The organism is Paenibacillus sp. Leaf72, assembly GCF_001422685.1.
Lineage (GTDB): Bacteria > Bacillota > Bacilli > Paenibacillales > Paenibacillaceae > Pristimantibacillus.
The window spans coordinates 344,870-360,359 of the sequence record NZ_LMLV01000001.1; the positions used below are offsets into that span (position 1 = coordinate 344,870).

The 15,490-nt window shown below is 51.2% G+C and carries 17 protein-coding genes; all 17 read right to left on the minus strand.

Translation table 11 applies throughout. The annotated features are described in order from the left end of the window. Positions 1-349: 349 nt before the first annotated feature. The 17 genes from trpA to ASF12_RS01540 all read right to left on the minus strand — a co-directional run bounded on the left by trpA (position 350) and on the right by ASF12_RS01540 (position 15,489). Positions 350-1,156 carry a tryptophan synthase subunit alpha gene (gene trpA, locus ASF12_RS01465; protein ID WP_056028778.1) on the minus strand — a complete coding sequence of 269 codons (807 nt, stop codon included), beginning with the start codon at positions 1,154-1,156 and terminating at the stop codon, positions 350-352. After that, a complete protein-coding gene (gene trpB / locus ASF12_RS01470) occupies positions 1,143-2,348 on the minus strand; it encodes a tryptophan synthase subunit beta (protein ID WP_056028780.1) in 1,206 nt (401 codons plus the stop codon). The genes trpA and trpB overlap by 14 nt, the downstream gene beginning before the upstream one ends. Continuing rightward, positions 2,345-3,079: a phosphoribosylanthranilate isomerase gene (locus tag ASF12_RS01475; protein ID WP_063892456.1), complete on the minus strand. Its 735-nt coding sequence runs from the start codon at positions 3,077-3,079 to the stop codon at positions 2,345-2,347. The genes trpB and ASF12_RS01475 overlap by 4 nt, the downstream gene beginning before the upstream one ends. After that, entirely contained in the window at positions 3,079-3,873 is a 795-nt protein-coding gene (trpC, locus tag ASF12_RS01480) for an indole-3-glycerol phosphate synthase TrpC (protein WP_056028782.1), read from the minus strand. Before trpC ends, ASF12_RS01475 begins: the two co-directional genes overlap by 1 nt. Further along, a complete protein-coding gene (trpD, locus tag ASF12_RS01485; protein WP_056028784.1) occupies positions 3,860-4,915 on the minus strand; it encodes an anthranilate phosphoribosyltransferase in 1,056 nt (351 codons plus the stop codon). Before trpD ends, trpC begins: the two co-directional genes overlap by 14 nt. Beyond that, positions 4,912-6,504, minus strand: coding sequence for an anthranilate synthase component I (gene trpE / locus ASF12_RS01490; protein ID WP_056028786.1), 1,593 nt, complete (start codon positions 6,502-6,504; stop codon positions 4,912-4,914). The genes trpD and trpE overlap by 4 nt, the downstream gene beginning before the upstream one ends. Positions 6,505-6,911: 407 nt before the next feature. Beyond that, positions 6,912-7,280 (minus strand): chorismate mutase, encoded by a 369-nt coding sequence (aroH, locus tag ASF12_RS01495; RefSeq protein ID WP_056028788.1) that lies wholly within the window; start codon positions 7,278-7,280, stop codon positions 6,912-6,914. 1 nt (position 7,281) lies between these two features. Then, a complete protein-coding gene (gene aroB / locus ASF12_RS01500; RefSeq protein ID WP_056028790.1) occupies positions 7,282-8,379 on the minus strand; it encodes a 3-dehydroquinate synthase in 1,098 nt (365 codons plus the stop codon). Between the two features lie 3 nt (positions 8,380-8,382). Further along, positions 8,383-9,552: a chorismate synthase gene (gene aroC, locus ASF12_RS01505; RefSeq protein WP_056028792.1), complete on the minus strand. Its 1,170-nt coding sequence runs from the start codon at positions 9,550-9,552 to the stop codon at positions 8,383-8,385. A 368-nt stretch (positions 9,553-9,920) separates the two neighbouring features. Continuing rightward, positions 9,921-10,088: a hypothetical protein gene (locus ASF12_RS34175; protein WP_150131589.1), complete on the minus strand. Its 168-nt coding sequence runs from the start codon at positions 10,086-10,088 to the stop codon at positions 9,921-9,923. Positions 10,089-10,154: 66 nt separating this feature from the next. Beyond that, a complete protein-coding gene (locus ASF12_RS01510) occupies positions 10,155-10,940 on the minus strand; it encodes a CheR family methyltransferase (RefSeq protein WP_056028794.1) in 786 nt (261 codons plus the stop codon). Between the two features lie 33 nt (positions 10,941-10,973). Continuing rightward, positions 10,974-11,417 carry a nucleoside-diphosphate kinase gene (ndk, locus tag ASF12_RS01515; RefSeq protein WP_056028796.1) on the minus strand — a complete coding sequence of 148 codons (444 nt, stop codon included), beginning with the start codon at positions 11,415-11,417 and terminating at the stop codon, positions 10,974-10,976. Positions 11,418-11,444: 27 nt separating this feature from the next. Beyond that, positions 11,445-12,419, minus strand: a complete 975-nt coding sequence (locus tag ASF12_RS01520; RefSeq protein WP_056028798.1) for a polyprenyl synthetase family protein — start codon at positions 12,417-12,419, stop codon at positions 11,445-11,447. Between the two features lie 8 nt (positions 12,420-12,427). After that, the gene (locus ASF12_RS01525) at positions 12,428-13,282 is read right to left on the minus strand and encodes a menaquinone biosynthesis protein (protein WP_056028800.1); all 855 of its coding nucleotides are present in this window, start codon (positions 13,280-13,282) and stop codon (positions 12,428-12,430) included. Then, positions 13,272-13,907: a UbiX family flavin prenyltransferase gene (locus ASF12_RS01530; RefSeq protein WP_056028802.1), complete on the minus strand. Its 636-nt coding sequence runs from the start codon at positions 13,905-13,907 to the stop codon at positions 13,272-13,274. The genes ASF12_RS01525 and ASF12_RS01530 overlap by 11 nt, the downstream gene beginning before the upstream one ends. Then, a complete protein-coding gene (locus ASF12_RS01535) occupies positions 13,901-14,776 on the minus strand; it encodes a UbiA-like polyprenyltransferase (RefSeq protein WP_056028804.1) in 876 nt (291 codons plus the stop codon). The genes ASF12_RS01530 and ASF12_RS01535 overlap by 7 nt, the downstream gene beginning before the upstream one ends. After that, positions 14,773-15,489, minus strand: a complete 717-nt coding sequence (locus ASF12_RS01540) for a demethylmenaquinone methyltransferase (RefSeq protein WP_056028806.1) — start codon at positions 15,487-15,489, stop codon at positions 14,773-14,775. The genes ASF12_RS01535 and ASF12_RS01540 overlap by 4 nt, the downstream gene beginning before the upstream one ends. Between the last annotated feature and the right edge of the window lies 1 nt (position 15,490).

Here is a 15,490-nt window from a genome sequence, read left to right on the forward strand (position 1 = left end):
CTATAGACCGTCGGTCGGTCTATGTGTAGTATATGCCATTTTTTGAGCATAATCAATGTTATTTTTGAGATGACACAAGCGTAAACGGCTTTCGCCGTCCTCTGGCGGCAAAGCTTCCGTTTCGAGGGTGGAATATAAGCCGATTATAAGAGTGAAACTTATAATTTCTTATATTTTAAGAAAAACGCCTGGCGGCATCCTTTCTATTAGACGCCATCGTTTTGGCGATACGTATAGAGAAAGGATGAGAACATTCATATCCTTTCCTATATTTAAAAAAAGAGATGCAGAATACGTTCGTATTCTGCACCTCTTAAACTATGCCTCCCGATAAGAGGTTAAGTATGCCCTAGCCTTTCAGCGCGGCTACAAACTCGCCGATCTGCTTCAAGCCTGCTGCGCGAGTGCTCTCCTCTTCGAGCAGCGGAATGGATTCTTCAATTTTGCGTACGATCGCGCTGCCAACGACAACCCCGTCGCATTGCTTGGAGAAACGCTCTACTTGCTCGCGGCTCGAAATGCCGAAGCCAACTGCGATCGGCAGATCGGTCGCTTCCCGCACGGTAGCGAGGAAATCGTCGATCCCACTGTGGAATTCAGCCCGCACGCCCGTTACGCCCAGCGAGGAGACGCAATACACGAAGCCTTTAGCTTTTTGCGAAATACGTACGACGCGATCCTTGGAGGTCGGAGCTACGAGCGGAATGAGATGAATGCCTGCCGCTTCCGCCAACTGGCGAACCTCGGCATCCTCTTCGATCGGCAGGTCGGGAATGATTAGACCGCTGATTTCTTTATTTTTGACCAGCTCCATAAAAGCTTCCAGACCGAATTGGAGCACCGGATTGAAATAAGTAAATAAAATGAATGGCAGCTTCACGCCAGCTTCGCGCGCTTGCGCCGCAGCTTCAATGCAGTCGCGCAGCGTAATGCTGCTTCTCAAAGCACGCTCGGATGCCCGTTGAATAACGGGACCATCGGCAAGCGGATCAGAATAAGGAACGCCCAGCTCGATTAGATCGGCGCCAGACTCCTCTAGCTGCTTAATAATGGCCAGCGACGTGTTCAAGTCAGGATCGCCCACTGTTAAAAAAGGGATCAGCGCGGTACGCTTCTCCTCCCGTAGCTTTGCAAATACCGTATCAATGAGATTCATCGACTGCGCCTCCCAGCTTGCTCATAATCGTCTCTACATCTTTATCGCCGCGTCCCGACAGGCTGACAACGATAATTTTATCTTTAGCAAGCGTTGGAGCCAGCTTGACCGTCTGGGCAATCGCATGTGCCGACTCAAGCGCCGGAATGATGCCTTCTGTCCGCGACAGCAATTGCAAGGCATCCATCGCCTCGTCATCGGTAATCGGGAAATATTCCGCACGGCCCGAATCCTTCAAATAGGAATGCTCAGGGCCAATGCCCGGATAGTCAAGACCAGCCGAAATCGAATGCGCAGGCAGCACTTGTCCGTTATCATCCTGCAGCACATAGCTCAGCGAGCCTTGGAATACGCCATGGCGGCCTTTCGTCATTGTAGCCGCATGCTCCTCTGTCTCTACTCCACGTCCCGCTGCTTCTACACCAATTAAACGCACATCCGCATCTTCAATGAACGGGTAGAAAATACCGATCGCATTGCTGCCGCCGCCAACCGCTGCTACTACATAATCCGGCAGACGTCCTTCTTCTGCCACAATTTGCTTGCGCGATTCGTCACCGATAATCCGCTGAAAATCGCGGACGATCATCGGATATGGATGCGGCCCTGTCGCCGAACCCAAAATATAATACGTATCGTCTACATGGCTAACCCAGTAGCGGAGCGTTTCATTACAGGCATCCTTAAGCGTGCGCGTTCCCGAAAGAACGGGCACGACTTCCGCCCCAAGCAGCTGCATGCGGAATACGTTGAGCTGCTGGCGCTTCATATCTTCCTCGCCCATAAATACTTTGCATTCCAGTCCAAGCAAAGCTGCAATCGTTGCCGAAGCAACGCCGTGCTGGCCTGCGCCCGTTTCAGCAATAATTTTCGTTTTGCCCATGCGCTTCGCCAGGACGCCCTGACCAATTGTGTTGTTGATTTTGTGGGCGCCCGTATGGTTCAAATCCTCGCGCTTCAAATAAATTTTAGCGCCGCCAAGCTGCTCGCTCAGGCGCTCTGCATAATAGAGCGATGTAGGTCTTCCCGAATATTTATGCAGTAGATTGCGGATTTCCTCTTGGAATGATTCATCCTTGGAATAGTGGTTGTACGCTTCCTCCAGCTCAAGCAGTGCGTTCATCAACGTCTCGGGAACATAACGGCCGCCAAACTTGCCGAAACGACCATTTTCATCCGGTACTCGGTTCATCGTTGCATCACCTTTCTGACGAATAATCTAATTTTCTCGATATCTTTAACGCCGTCCGTCTCTACTCCGCTGGACACATCAAGGCCACTGGGAGCATGCGCAGCTAACAATTCATGTACATTGTCCGGGTTCAGACCGCCCGCTACATAAAGTGGCACATTCAGCTGCGCTGCCGCAGCCTGGTAGTCATCAATAACTTGCCAGTTGAACGCTTTGCCCGTTCCGCCCCCGGCCGTGTCGATCAGCACAGCATCAACTTTGCCGCTATATGGAGCAAGGCGGGCTGCTGCCTCATTCGCACTAGCATGATCGCCCGTACCCTTGTCGGCTCCCGTGCCTGTGTCCTCCTCAGACTGAACAACCGTTTCATTGCGTATAGAAAATACCTTCCACACCTTCACCGCAAATTGCTCACGCACCGTTTGGCAAAAAGCAGGCGTTTCGCTGCCATGCAGCTGCACCACATCAAGCGGAGCGATAGCGAGCGTCTCGCGCAGTTCCTCCAGCTCAGGATTTACGAATACGCCGACGGTTTGGGGACGCTGCCCATCTGCCGCCTTCAAGGCGTGTACAGCCTCAATCAGCTCCGCTGCTTGCGCAGGCAGCACTTGACGCTTGCTAGGTGCAAATACAAATCCAATGTCATGGAACGGCAGCCCGTCCATTTGCTGAATCGTCTCGGCAATCTTCAGGCCGCAAATTTTGATCCGAGGTGTCGTCTGCGTCTGCACTAGCGGCTCACCGGCCCCATCAGATCGATAATAGCCTGGCCAGCATCGGGTTGGCGCATAAAATGTTCGCCAATGAGAACGCCCTGCGCACCAACGCCTTGCAAATAATCCATATCTGCCGGGCCAGCAATGCCGCTCTCGCTAATAACGGTCACACCTTGCGGCATCAGGCCGATCAGCTGCTCCGTCGTACGCAAATCGGTGACAAAGCTTTTCAGATCGCGATTGTTCACCCCGATAAGCGTCGCTTTATTCAGCTCAAGCACCGTCTCCAGCTCCTCGCGGTTATGCACCTCGACCAGCACATCCATGCCAAGCGCCGTTGCCGTATCATACAGCTCCGCCATTTGCTGCTTCGTCAATATCGCCGCAATGAGCAAAATCGCATCCGCGCCAATGACTCTCGCCTCATACACTTGGCGGTAATCAATAATGAAGTCCTTGCGAAGCAGCGGAATGCCGACCGTATCCTTCACGAGCGTCAAATACGCATTGGCCCCTTGAAAATATTGCTGGTCCGTCAGCACAGAAATACAATCCGCGCCGGCCTGCTCATATGCAGCTGCCAGTTCCACCGGATGAAATTCAGGGCGAATCAGACCTTTAGACGGCGAAGCTTTTTTCACCTCGGCAATGAGTCCAACCGTGCGCTTGCGGCCCGCAGTCAATGCGCGCTCAAAGCCGCGACACGGAGCAAGCTCGGCAATCGTCCGCTCATATTCCGCTAATTGGAAAGTGGCGGACAACGCTTCTACCTCTTCGCGCTTCGTTACTACGATTTTATCCAAAAACATGGGTCAGCTCTCCTGTCGTTTGAATCAGGCCCAGCAGCTTTTGCTCGGCTAATCCGGAATCAATCATATCCGCCGCAATTTTAACACCATCTGTCAAGCTCGCAGCAGCTCCGCCCACATAAATGCAAGCCCCTGCATTCGCAAGCACGATATCGCGATAAGCACCGCGCTGCTCGCCGCTGAATATGCCGCGAATAATCGCCGCATTGGCCGCAGGATCACCGCCCAGCACCTCGCTGATCGGATAGCGGGTCAAGCCCAGTTCCTCCGGCGTAATTTCATACGTGCGAACCTCGCCACTTCGCAGCTCCGAGACTCTAGTCGGCGCCGAAATGCTGATTTCGTCCAGCCCGTCATTGCTGCTGACGACCATCGCGCGTTTGACGCCAAGCTCTGCCAGCACCGAAGCGACGGTGTCCGTTTTCTTATAATCATACAAGCCGATTAGCTGGCGATCAGCACCAGCAGGATTCGTTAGCGGGCCCAGCATATTAAAAATCGTGCGGATGCCCAGCTCTTTACGCGGAACAGAAGCATGGCGAAGCGATGGATGGTACAGCTGCGCGAACATGAAGCAGATGCCCACTTGCTGCAAGCATTCCTCCGCTTGCTCAGGCGTAAGCGTAATTTGGACGCCCAGCGCCTCCAGCACATCAGCGCTTCCCGCTTTGCCGGACATTGCGCGATTGCCATGCTTGGCTACGCGAATGCCAGCCGCAGCCGCAATAATTGCCGATGACGTTGAAATATTGAACTTATGAATGCCGGAGCCGCCTGTGCCGCACGTATCAAGCAGCCCTTCCTGCTCGGTCTGCACATGGCTCGAATGCGCACGCATCGCCTGGGCAAAGCCTGTAATTTCGTCCTTCGTCTCGCCTTTCATGCGCAGCGCGGTCACGACGCCTGCAATTTGAACTGGCGTCGCTTCCCCGCTCATAATAATATCCATGACGGAGCGGGCTTCTTCCCGTGACAAATGCTCGCTGCCGATTAATTTGGTTAACGCGCTTTGCATCGTAATCGGTGTTAGGCTGTTTGTCATTGTACGAAACCCTCCCCTGCTTTAATGTAATAATCGCTATTGATGGCATTGAAGCTCTGGTCGCGAGCGTCTCCAGGCTTGCCGAACAGCTGCTCAGCGGCCCGAATGGCCGTCAGCAGCGCTTTCGCTTTATTCACCGTTTCGGTATATTCGCTTTCCGGAACAGAATCCCAGACGATGCCTGCCCCGCTCTGCACGTAGGCTTTGCCATTTTTGAAAATGATCGTGCGAATCGTGATGCAGGTGTCGAGCGTACCGCCGAAGCCTAAGTAACCAATCGCTCCAGCGTAAGCGCCGCGAGCTTCATTTTCAAGCTCCGCAATAATTTCCATCGCCCGCAGCTTCGGTGCGCCGGATACGGTTCCAGCAGGCAGACAGGAGAGGAATGCATCGTAAAAATCTTTGTCCTCCCGCAGCTTGCCCGTCACATTCGAGACGATATGCATAACGTGGGAATAACGCTCGATTTCCATGAAGGAATCGCATTTCACCGAGCCGAACTCGGATACACGGCCGATGTCGTTGCGGCCTAAGTCGACGAGCATCAGATGCTCCGCGCGCTCCTTCTCGTCTGCCAGCAAATCCTGCTCCAGCGCAAGATCCTCCTCCGGCGTTTTGCCGCGAGGGCGCGTTCCGGCGATTGGGCGGGTTTCCACCTTGCTGCCATCTACTTTAACGAGCGCCTCCGGCGACGTTCCCACAATCACCTCTTCACCCATTTTCAAATAATACATGTATGGTGAAGGGTTCATCGTGCGCAATACGCGGTACACATGCAGCGGATCAACATCCGTCTCAATGCTGAAGCGCTGGGACAGCACCACCTGGAAAATATCGCCGGCGCGAATATACTCCTTCGCTTTGTCGACATTGGCAATGAACTGCTCCTTCGTCAAATTGGACTGCACATCGCCAACCTCAGGCATCGTCGGCACGCCAGCACCGATTGGCACCGGAATTTTCACTTGCTGCTGCAGGCGCTCGACCGTCGCTTCGATTTTGGCAACTGCTGCGTTGTATGCCTCCTCGACGCCGTAAGACTGAACAATGCCCGTCTGCGTCGTCTCCTTCGGCACATGCACATTGCCGATAATTTGCAGCTGCTGCTTGAAGTGGTCGAAGACGATGACCTGATCGCAGAACATAAACTGCAAATCATTCATTTCCAAATCATCAATGCGGTGGGGTGGGAGCTTCTCATAATATTGCAGCAAATCATAGCCGAAAAATCCGATAGCCCCGCCCGTAAATGGTGGAAGATGGGACATCGCCGGACTGCGATAGTAACGAAGATGATCCTTCAGCAAGCTTAGCGGCTTATCGTCGAAGCTGATTTTTTCACCATTTTTCTCAAAAATCATTTCGCCGTTTTTGCCGTACAGCATCATAAACGGATCGGTTCCAATGAACGAATACCGCGCCCATTTCACGCCGCCCTCTACACTTTCAAGCAGAAATGCATGCTTTTCCTTGGCAAAATGCTGAAACAGCCGAATCGGCGTCTCCGTATCCGCCATCATATAACGAACGATTGGAATGAGATTGTATTCCTCAGAGAGCTTGACCACTTGCTGTAATTCACTATTCATCGTTACGTCCCCCTTCTCGATATGTGTAGTCACATTCAAAATAAAAAGCCCCTGCCAAGGCAGGGGCGTTGATTTAAGATGAGGACAAAAAAGTAAAGGCTAGCCAACAAATAAACCTATAGCAGCATCTTGTACAAACATACGCAATGGAAAACAGCTGTCGCCATCTGAAAAGATGGATAGGCTCTTCCCGCAACGAAATAGAATATGATTATAAGCGCTAAACTTATACATCATCTATATTTCATCATCACGCACTCTGCTCTATAGTCTTTATATTCGTAACTTGGCTATGCTCGTCTCTGCTCTGCTCATCTAATTTCAACTAAAACCTGCTCACTTGCTACTCAACTAGTCTCATTCACTTCATCCAATATACAACATCTTGTGCCTGATCGTCAATTAGATTAGGATTGCGATAAATCTGGACGAAGCACTTGGGCTCCTCCCAAGTACACATGTTTAATCTCGGCTTGCGTTTTGTCCGTATTTACAGTAACCATCAGCCTAATGCAGCGAGCAAGGCTTCCCTTGACGGGCACTTCCAGCGCGCACATCAGTGGAACAAGCTCCCACCCGCTCATTTGGCGAATAGCCACGGCCGGAAAAGCATCGTCCAAATCATTCGTCACCGTAATAAATACGCTGCAAATATCGTCAGGCTGAACGTCATTGTCTGCGACAATGGCATGCAGCATTTCAAGTGTTGCTTTTAAAATAGGCTCTTTCTCGTTTGTATCAACGGTAATTGCCCCGCGAATTCCCCTAACGCTCATATTACTCGGCCTCCTGTTTCAATTCCTCCACGATTTCCCGAACCCATGACGCCGGTACATCCTTCTTGATTTCCACTTTGCCGATCGCCGTCGGAACCACGAAAATCATTGTGCTTTCGCTGAACTTTTTGTCATGCATCATCGCATCCATAATCGCGTCCACGTCAAAGTGCTCCGGCAGCTTCACCGGAAGCCCGCATTTAGCAAGCACTCGTTTCGTTGTTGTATAGACGTCCTCAGGCGCTCCATAACGCAGTCCAAGCTTGGCCGAGCCAATCATGCCTATCGAAATCGCCTCGCCATGAAGCAGCTCCCCATAGCCAGCTACAGCCTCCAGAGCATGTCCAATCGTATGGCCCAAATTCAAAATCGCACGCAGGTCATTTTCGCGCTCATCCTTGGATACGACAGCCGCTTTTACACTGCATCCTTTGTACAAGGCATAGCCGAGTGCTTCTGGTTCAAGCGCCAGCAGACGCTCAGAGTTTTCATCGCACCACTGCACGAAAGCGTCGTCCCAGATGAAGCCGTGTTTGACCACTTCTGACAAGCCTGCACGAACGTCGCGCGGCGGCAGCGTCTGAAGCGTATTAAGATCATACAGCACCATTTCCGGTTGATGGAAAGCGCCGATAATATTTTTCGCCAGCGGGTGATTGACTGCCACTTTGCCGCCAACGCTGCTGTCATGCGCCAAAATCGTCGTCGGAATTTGAATAAACTTCACGCCGCGCATATAAGACGCTGCTACGAATCCAGCCAAATCGCCAACTACGCCGCCGCCAAGGGCTACGATCGCCGATTTGCGGTCAAGCCCTGCCTTAAGCGCATGCGTGACCAAATCTTCCAGCATCGCTAAAGACTTCGAGCTTTCACCTGACGGAACGATTGCTGTCGACGGCTGGAAGCCCGCTGCGCTTAGCGTGTTTGCAAGCGGCTCCAAATAATGGGGTGCCACTTTGTCATCGGAGATGATCAGCAGCGGCGATTTTTTGCTAATGCCGTGCTTTTCGAAAAAAGAGGGAGCCTCCTGCAGGAGACCCTCCCCAATATAGATCGGATAAGAGCGTTCGCCTAAATCAACCGTTAGCTCTCTCATCCTTTAGTACCTGCCTATTTGCTCAAGGTATTGATTCAGGTTCGAGCGGATTTCCTCAATGGAATCGCCGCCGAACTTCTCCAGAAATGCTTTCGCTACTTCAAAAGCCACAACATGCTCCATCACAACGCTCGCTGCCGGAACTGCACAGCTATCGGAACGTTCGACTTGCGCCGTGAACGGCTCCTTCGTGTCAATGTCCACGCTGCGAAGCGGCTTGTAAAGCGTTGGAATCGGCTTCATTACGCCGCGGACGACGATTTGCTCGCCATTGGTCATACCGCCCTCGAATCCGCCCAGACGGTTCGTCGCTCTCGTATAACCTTCCTGCGCTGTGTACAAAATCTCGTCATGCACCTGCGAGCCGCGCAGCTTCGCCGCTTCAAAGCCAATGCCGATTTCACAGCCTTTGAAGGCATTAATCGAAACGACAGCGCCCGCGATGCGCGCATCCAGCTTGCGGTCCCATTGCACATGGCTTCCAAGCCCAATTGGCACGCCTTCAATAATGCACTCGACTACGCCGCCGATAGAATCGCCTTCGGCTTTAATTTGGTCAATGTACGCGGTCATTTTTTCTTCGGTTTCTTTATCAACAACGCGTACAGGCGATTCTTCCGTAATGCGAATAAGCTCATCCAGCGGCAATTGGTTCGCCGGCGCTTCGATTTCGCCAATACGGATAACCTGTCCGCCCACTTTAATGCCGAATTCAGCAAGAAGCTGGCGTGCAACCGCGCCTACCGCTACGCGTGCTGCTGTCTCGCGGGCACTGGAGCGCTCCAGTACGTTGCGAAGATCCTTCAAATTATATTTCAAACCGCCGTTCAAATCCGCATGCCCAGGACGCGGACGGTGTACCCGGCGCTTCTCTTCATCTCCGCCTTCAATCGGGGCGATGTTCATTACGCTCGTCCAATGCTTCCAGTCATTGTTCTCAACGATTAGCGCTACAGGAGCGCCAGTCGTCCGACCATGACGAACGCCGCCGACAATGTTCGCCGTATCCTTCTCAATTTGCATGCGACGACCCCGGCCATGGCCTTTCTGACGACGGTGAAGCTGAAAATTAATTTCCTCAAAATCAATAGTTAAATTGCTAGGAAGACCCTCAATAATGGCGGTCAATTGGGGACCATGTGTTTCCCCCGCTGTCAAATAACGTAAACTCAACCTAAAGCTCCTCCTTCAACGCAAACAACCTAATATGGCCTGGGGCGCTGCAAGCGTGCGCATTTGGCCGATTATTAGGCGCATGCTATCATCAGCTACCCTAAACATCTTTGCTCATTATAGTACAGCCTTGCGGGTTTGACAAGAAATGCGCACCGCCAATCCGCGCTCAAACGCCATTTTTATCTCAAGCGTAAACGGCTGTCGCCGTCCTCTGGCGGCAAAGCTACCGTTTCGAGGGTGGAATATAGAGAAAGGATCGAAAAATCATATCCTTTCCTAATATGTTTAAAAAAAGCAGGATCAGATGCCTGGTATGGCACCTGATCCTGCTTTTTTTCAAACGATGGCCTTCTATGGGCCTTCCCTTAGCTATTCACCGTGCGCTTGCTCTGCGAATCCGCATAGTCGGAAGCGAATTGTTGGGCTTTCAATAATCCAGGCAATTGCCCGCTGTCCAGTCCCAAAATCTGCGCGCACTCCTGAATCGATATAATGCCAAGCTTATAGGCTTGAATCACTTTGCGTTTATCCATCTTTCGTTCCGCCTCCAAATGGTGTTGACTACCACTAGTATAGGAGAACAAGGAAGACGATATACATTAATTGCTCGTTTTTCTGTAAAAGAACGTATCCGCCGTATCAAAGCCATACTGGGCTGGCGAAAAAATCTGCTCCGTGCTGCCGACGAACAAAATGCCGCCCGGCTTCAATGCTTTTGCAAACTTGTGGTACAAAATGCGCTTCGCATCCTCGGTAAAATAAATCATAACATTGCGGCAAACAATGAGGTCGAATCCGCTGTCAAACGTATCATGCAGCATATTTTGCTGCTTGAATTGGATCGATTTTTTCAAATCGTTCGAGACGGCAAAAGCCCCATGATCTGGAGCAAAATATTTTTGACGGAACGCTGGCGGCACATCCTTAAGCGAACGCTCTAAATAAATGCCTTCCTGCGCCTTCTGCAGCACGATATTATCAAGATCCGTCGCCAAAATCGACGATTTGCCAATGGCACCAATCTCCGTCAAAATCATCGCCAGCGTATAAGGCTCCTCGCCCGTCGAACACGCTGCGCTCCAAATTTTCAACCGGCTGTTGTTTTTCAGCATTTCCGGAAAAAACTGATTTTTCAGCACTTCCCACCGGTTCGGGTTACGCCAAAACTCCGAGACGTTAATCGTCATCCGGTCGAGAAATTCATTCATCAAAGTACGGTCATTCTCCAGCTTTCTCCAGTATTCATCGAATGTCTGGAATCCATGCTTCATACGCAGCGTCGTGAGCCTGCGTTTCATTTGCGCTTCCTTATATTGCGATAAATCAATGTTGGTCTTATCTCTCATCTTCTGGATAAACGTTGCAAAATCCCGATCGTCCGTCATTAAGCCTTCAGCCTCCGTTTGTATTGCAGCTGGCTAAACCCAGCGCTGCATCGTTTGTTCGTATTCCACAAGCTGTTCAGGAGTGAAGAAAATGGAAATTTCCCGCACGGCATTTTCGGGAGAATCGGAGCCATGAATCAAATTATAATTCGTATGTACAGCAAAATCAGAGCGAATGGTGCCTGGAAGCGCATCCACTGCATTCGTCTTGCCAATTAAAGCGCGGGTTAGCGCAATGACGTTATCGCCTTGCCACACCATCGCAAATACGGGGCCAGACGTAATAAAATCCAGAAGCGGCTCATAAAAAGGCTTGCCTTCATGCTCCTCGTAATGCTTTTGTGCCAGCTCGTTGCTCACGGTCATAAACTTGGCTGCAACCAATTGAAGCCCTTTACGCTCAAAGCGAGACATAATTTCTCCAATGAGGCCACGTTGAACACCGTCAGGCTTAATCATCAAAAAAGTTCTTTCCACTAGTAGCAGCTCCTTTTCGCATCTTGATTAATAATTGCGTTTGCCGACAAAATGTGCGATATCGGATAAGTTCTTCTTCGCCGGAAGGGATGGCAAATCCTTCAAGGCAGCGAGCGCTTTCTCTACATACTTTGCAGCGAGCTGCTCAGCGACATGAATGCCTTTGCTATTTTTGATCAAATCGATCGCTTCTCGCGTATCTACATTGCCATTATGCTCGCGAATACGGGCGATTTCCACAAGCAGCCGCTCGCGGGTCGCCTCATCCTGCAAAGCCAAAATAACGGGCAATGTAATGTTTCCCTGTCTAATGTCAGAGCCTGGCGGCTTGCCGATCTGCTTCTCGGTTCCGAACAAATCAAGCAAATCATCGCGGATTTGAAACGCCATTCCCACATTGTAGCCATATTCATAAAGCCGGTTTGCCGTCTCTCTGTCCCCATCTGCTGCAATCGCTCCAAGCTGGCAGCTTACTGCAATGAGCAATGCGGTTTTGCGCCTGATACGCAGCAAATAATGGCGGATGGTTTGGTCCGTATTGAAAAAATATCGGATTTGCTCCATTTCACCAATGCCCATTTGCACAATTGCTTTGGACAGCACCTGATGAATTTGCGGGTTGCCCAGTTCAGTAGCGATAACGAGCGCTCTTCCGAAAATATAATCTCCGGTATACATCGCAACCCGATTATCCCATTTAGCCTTGACCGTTGGCTGGCCGCGCCTGGTAGCCGCGTCATCTATCACATCGTCATGGACAAGCGAGGCCATATGGATCAGTTCAAGAGGCACGGCGATTTTTTTCATGACCTCCAGATTGTAGCGCCCAAACTTGCCGGCAAGCAGCACAAAAACAGGACGCAGCCTTTTGCCGCCTGCCTTGAGCAGATGAAGGGATGCCTCGCTCAGCAGCTTATGCTCGAAAGTGACGCTGCGTTCAAGCTCCTTCTCTATTTGCGTTATATCGCCTTTTAATTTTGCGTACATATCTAATAGTTTCATTCTTTCACCTATTCGGCAGAATTGTCTTCGTAGAACGCCAGCTGAACCTCATGGTCCAGCAGACCTAATTGTGTCGCATAACGGAAATACAGCGCCAGTCCCTCGCGCAGCTTCTGTCCGAAATCATATTGCAGACATGTAAAATAGTCCAACCAATACGCGCGTTCGCCGCCAAGCTCCTCGCAAGCCTTGTCCACAAGCGGTGACAAGTCGGCAAGATTGTGGCGCTTAGTCGCAAGCATCGCCTGATGCAGCTCATGAATTTCCCGAGGAAAGGCAGCTGCCGCCTCCTTATGAACCGCCACAACCGCAAAGGTCATCCCAAGGCCCGTCCAGCGATGCCATAGCTCACCAAGATCGATGATGTGCAGTTCTTCACTTCTCCACGAGGCATGAATAGCTGGGTCGCCAATGATAAGCGCCCCATCCGCACTTTCAAGCATCTGATCAAGCATCGGTTCAGCAGCGATATATTCCGCATCAAGATCGTAATAAAGCTTCATCACAATTTTGAGCAAATTAACGGAAGTGGCTGAAGCGGTTGTTACCGCAATTCGCTGTGGACGCACTTGCTCAATCGGCTGCTTAAGGAACAGCAGAACCGAATTAACCCGGCCCTCCGATCCTACGCAAAGCTCCGGCAGCAGCAAATAGTCTTTGCTGTTTAAGCCGTAAGCATAGGATGAGACAGCCGAAGCCTGAAGCTCTCCTTCGCGCAGCTTGCGGTTCAGCTCTGCTGGAATGCGGGAGCACAGCCCCAGCTCAGAAGCGTCAAGTCGCTGATCAAGGCCAACAAAGAGCGGCCATGCATTCGCGTAATCAATTTCTCCAATCATTAGGGGCAAGCTGTCTTTAGTCAGCATCAGGCCCATCCCCCCATCTTGTAAACAAAGCATGCTCAATTCCCATGCAGTCTAATAATTTGCCAACCAGAAAATCAATCATGTCTTCCATCGATTGCGGCTTATAATAAAAGGCCGGCATAGCTGGAACAATCGTTACGCCCAGTTTTGCAAGCTTCAGCATGTTTTCCAGATGAATCGCATGCAGCGGTGTCTCCCGAGGCAGCAGCAGCAGCTTGCGTCCTTCCTTCAGCATTACATCCGCTGCCCTGGATAGCAAATCATCGGATATGCCGTGAGCGATGGAAGCGAGCGTCCCCATAGAGCATGGCGCAACGACCATTCCCTGTACCCGGAAAGAGCCGCTGGCAATGCTTGCTCCAATATCTGAATTCGGATGCAAAACAAGCCGCTTCGCCTGCACTGCCTCTGCAAAATGCAGCTCGACAGCAGCTTGTCTGCGGCTCGTCATCCAGCCCAGCTCTTCCTTAAGCACCCGCCAGCCAGCCTCGGTCACCACGAGATGGACGTCAAAGCCCGTTCTAAGCAGTTCCTCTGTCAGCCGAATGCCGTAGATCGAGCCGCTCGCCCCGGTAATGCCGACAACCCATCTGCCTGCCGCGCCAGCAGTTCCGCCCCCTACCATTTGTGCAATACCATCAAATCAACAATGGCAAACAAAAACAGAACGACGCTTAATGTGCCATTCATTCCGAAAAACGAAAGCTGAACGCGGGAAAGATCGTTTGGACGCACCAGCCAGTGCTGATAGAACAGCATAACGATGGCAAGCAGCGTTCCGAGCAAATAAACCCAGCTCAAATTTGTCAAAATAAATAACGTAATAAAACCGACTGCTGTCACTATATGGAAACTGCGGGCAATCCACAGCGCCTTCGCTACGCCAAACCGGGCAGGAATGGAGTTTAAGCCTTCCTTGCGGTCAAACTCGTAATCCTGCGTTGCATAGACGATATCGAAACCGGCAATCCACAGCGCAATCGTCACATAGAAAACCCATGCTGCCGTGTTAAAACCGCCCGTAACAGCTACCCAGCCGCCAAGTGGCGACAGCCCGATCGTCAAACCGAGAAAAACATGGCACAACCAAGTGAAACGCTTCGTATAAGAGTAGAGCACCAGTAATACGACAGCAATTGGAAGCAGCTTCATCGCAAGCGGAGCCAGATTGGCCGCAGCAATAAACAATAGGACGAAGGATACAATCGTAAACAAAAGCACCTCCGCTGACTTCAGCAAGCCTGCCGGAATGGCGCGGTTGCTAGTGCGAGGGTTGCGCAGATCGATCGCCGCATCAATGAGTCGATTGAGGCACATCGCAGCGCTTCGCGCGCCAACCATGGCTAATGTAACCCAGCCGATTTCCGCCCAAGAAGGAAGACGCTGCTCCATAACAACAGCGCCCAGAATCGCTCCCATAAAGGCGAAGGGAAGCGCAAATATCGTATGCTCAAATTTGATCATTTCAAGAATAATGCGTATTTTGCGAATCATGTTGGCTTCTTCTCCTTTATGCCTATATGCAGCGCAGCAATGCCTCCAGTCAGCGGGTAGCCTTTTACCTGCTCGAGCCCTGCTTCTTCAAACAAGGCGGACAGCTGCTTTAGGTCAGGAAAAAGCTTTAATGAGTCCGGCAGCCATTTGTATTCTTGGAATCGCTTGGCTACCAGCTTGCCGATCATTGGCAAAATCCGTTCAAAATATAAATAATATAAGGCCTTGAATGGCTGCCAGCCCGGCTTTGAAAGCTCCAAGCATACGACCTGTCCACCCGGCTTCACGACGCGGTGCATTTCCTTAAGCACCTGCAAATAGTCGGGTACGTTGCGCAGGCCGAAGCCAATCGTTACATAATCAAACGAATTATCCTCATAAGGCAATTGCATCGCATTGCCCTGCACGAGCGTAATTTGCTTGTCGAGCGACAGTTGCTTCACTTTCTCGTGGCCGACATTCAGCATATTTTGGCTGAAATCAAGGCCACTGATTGCCCCGCTCCCGCTGGCCTGAGCTAGTGATATTGTCCAGTCACAGGTGCCGCAGCACAAGTCAAGCGCAGTCTGGCCACGCTGTACATTCATTTTGCGCATGGTGAATTTCCGCCATGCCTTATGACGCCGAAAGCTTAGCAGGTCATTCATTAAATCATATTTGGGAGCAATGTTTTCAAATACAGCGTGTACATGCCCCTTGGAGTTTGCATCCATT

Bases quoted from the DNA above. Each gene is read 5' to 3' on its own strand.
- trpA (WP_056028778.1), bottom strand. From the start codon at position 1,156: ATGAATCTCATTGATACGGTATTTGCAAAGCTACGGGAGGAGAAGCGT.
- trpB (WP_056028780.1), bottom strand. From the start codon at position 2,348: ATGAACCGAGTACCGGATGAAAATGGTCGTTTCGGCAAGTTTGGCGGC.
- trpC (WP_056028782.1), bottom strand. From the start codon at position 3,873: ATGTTTTTGGATAAAATCGTAGTAACGAAGCGCGAAGAGGTAGAAGCG.
- trpD (WP_056028784.1), bottom strand. From the start codon at position 4,915: ATGACAAACAGCCTAACACCGATTACGATGCAAAGCGCGTTAACCAAA.
- trpE (WP_056028786.1), bottom strand. From the start codon at position 6,504: ATGAATAGTGAATTACAGCAAGTGGTCAAGCTCTCTGAGGAATACAAT.
- aroH (WP_056028788.1), bottom strand. From the start codon at position 7,280: ATGAGCGTTAGGGGAATTCGCGGGGCAATTACCGTTGATACAAACGAG.
- aroB (WP_056028790.1), bottom strand. From the start codon at position 8,379: ATGAGAGAGCTAACGGTTGATTTAGGCGAACGCTCTTATCCGATCTAT.
- ASF12_RS34175 (WP_150131589.1), bottom strand. From the start codon at position 10,088: ATGGATAAACGCAAAGTGATTCAAGCCTATAAGCTTGGCATTATATCG.
- ASF12_RS01510 (WP_056028794.1), bottom strand. From the start codon at position 10,940: ATGACGGACGATCGGGATTTTGCAACGTTTATCCAGAAGATGAGAGAT.
- ASF12_RS01520 (WP_056028798.1), bottom strand. From the start codon at position 12,419: ATGAAACTATTAGATATGTACGCAAAATTAAAAGGCGATATAACGCAA.
- ASF12_RS01525 (WP_056028800.1), bottom strand. From the start codon at position 13,282: ATGCTGACTAAAGACAGCTTGCCCCTAATGATTGGAGAAATTGATTAC.
- ASF12_RS01530 (WP_056028802.1), bottom strand. From the start codon at position 13,907: ATGGTAGGGGGCGGAACTGCTGGCGCGGCAGGCAGATGGGTTGTCGGC.
- ASF12_RS01535 (WP_056028804.1), bottom strand. From the start codon at position 14,776: ATGATTCGCAAAATACGCATTATTCTTGAAATGATCAAATTTGAGCAT.
- ASF12_RS01540 (WP_056028806.1), bottom strand. From the start codon at position 15,489: ATGGATGCAAACTCCAAGGGGCATGTACACGCTGTATTTGAAAACATT.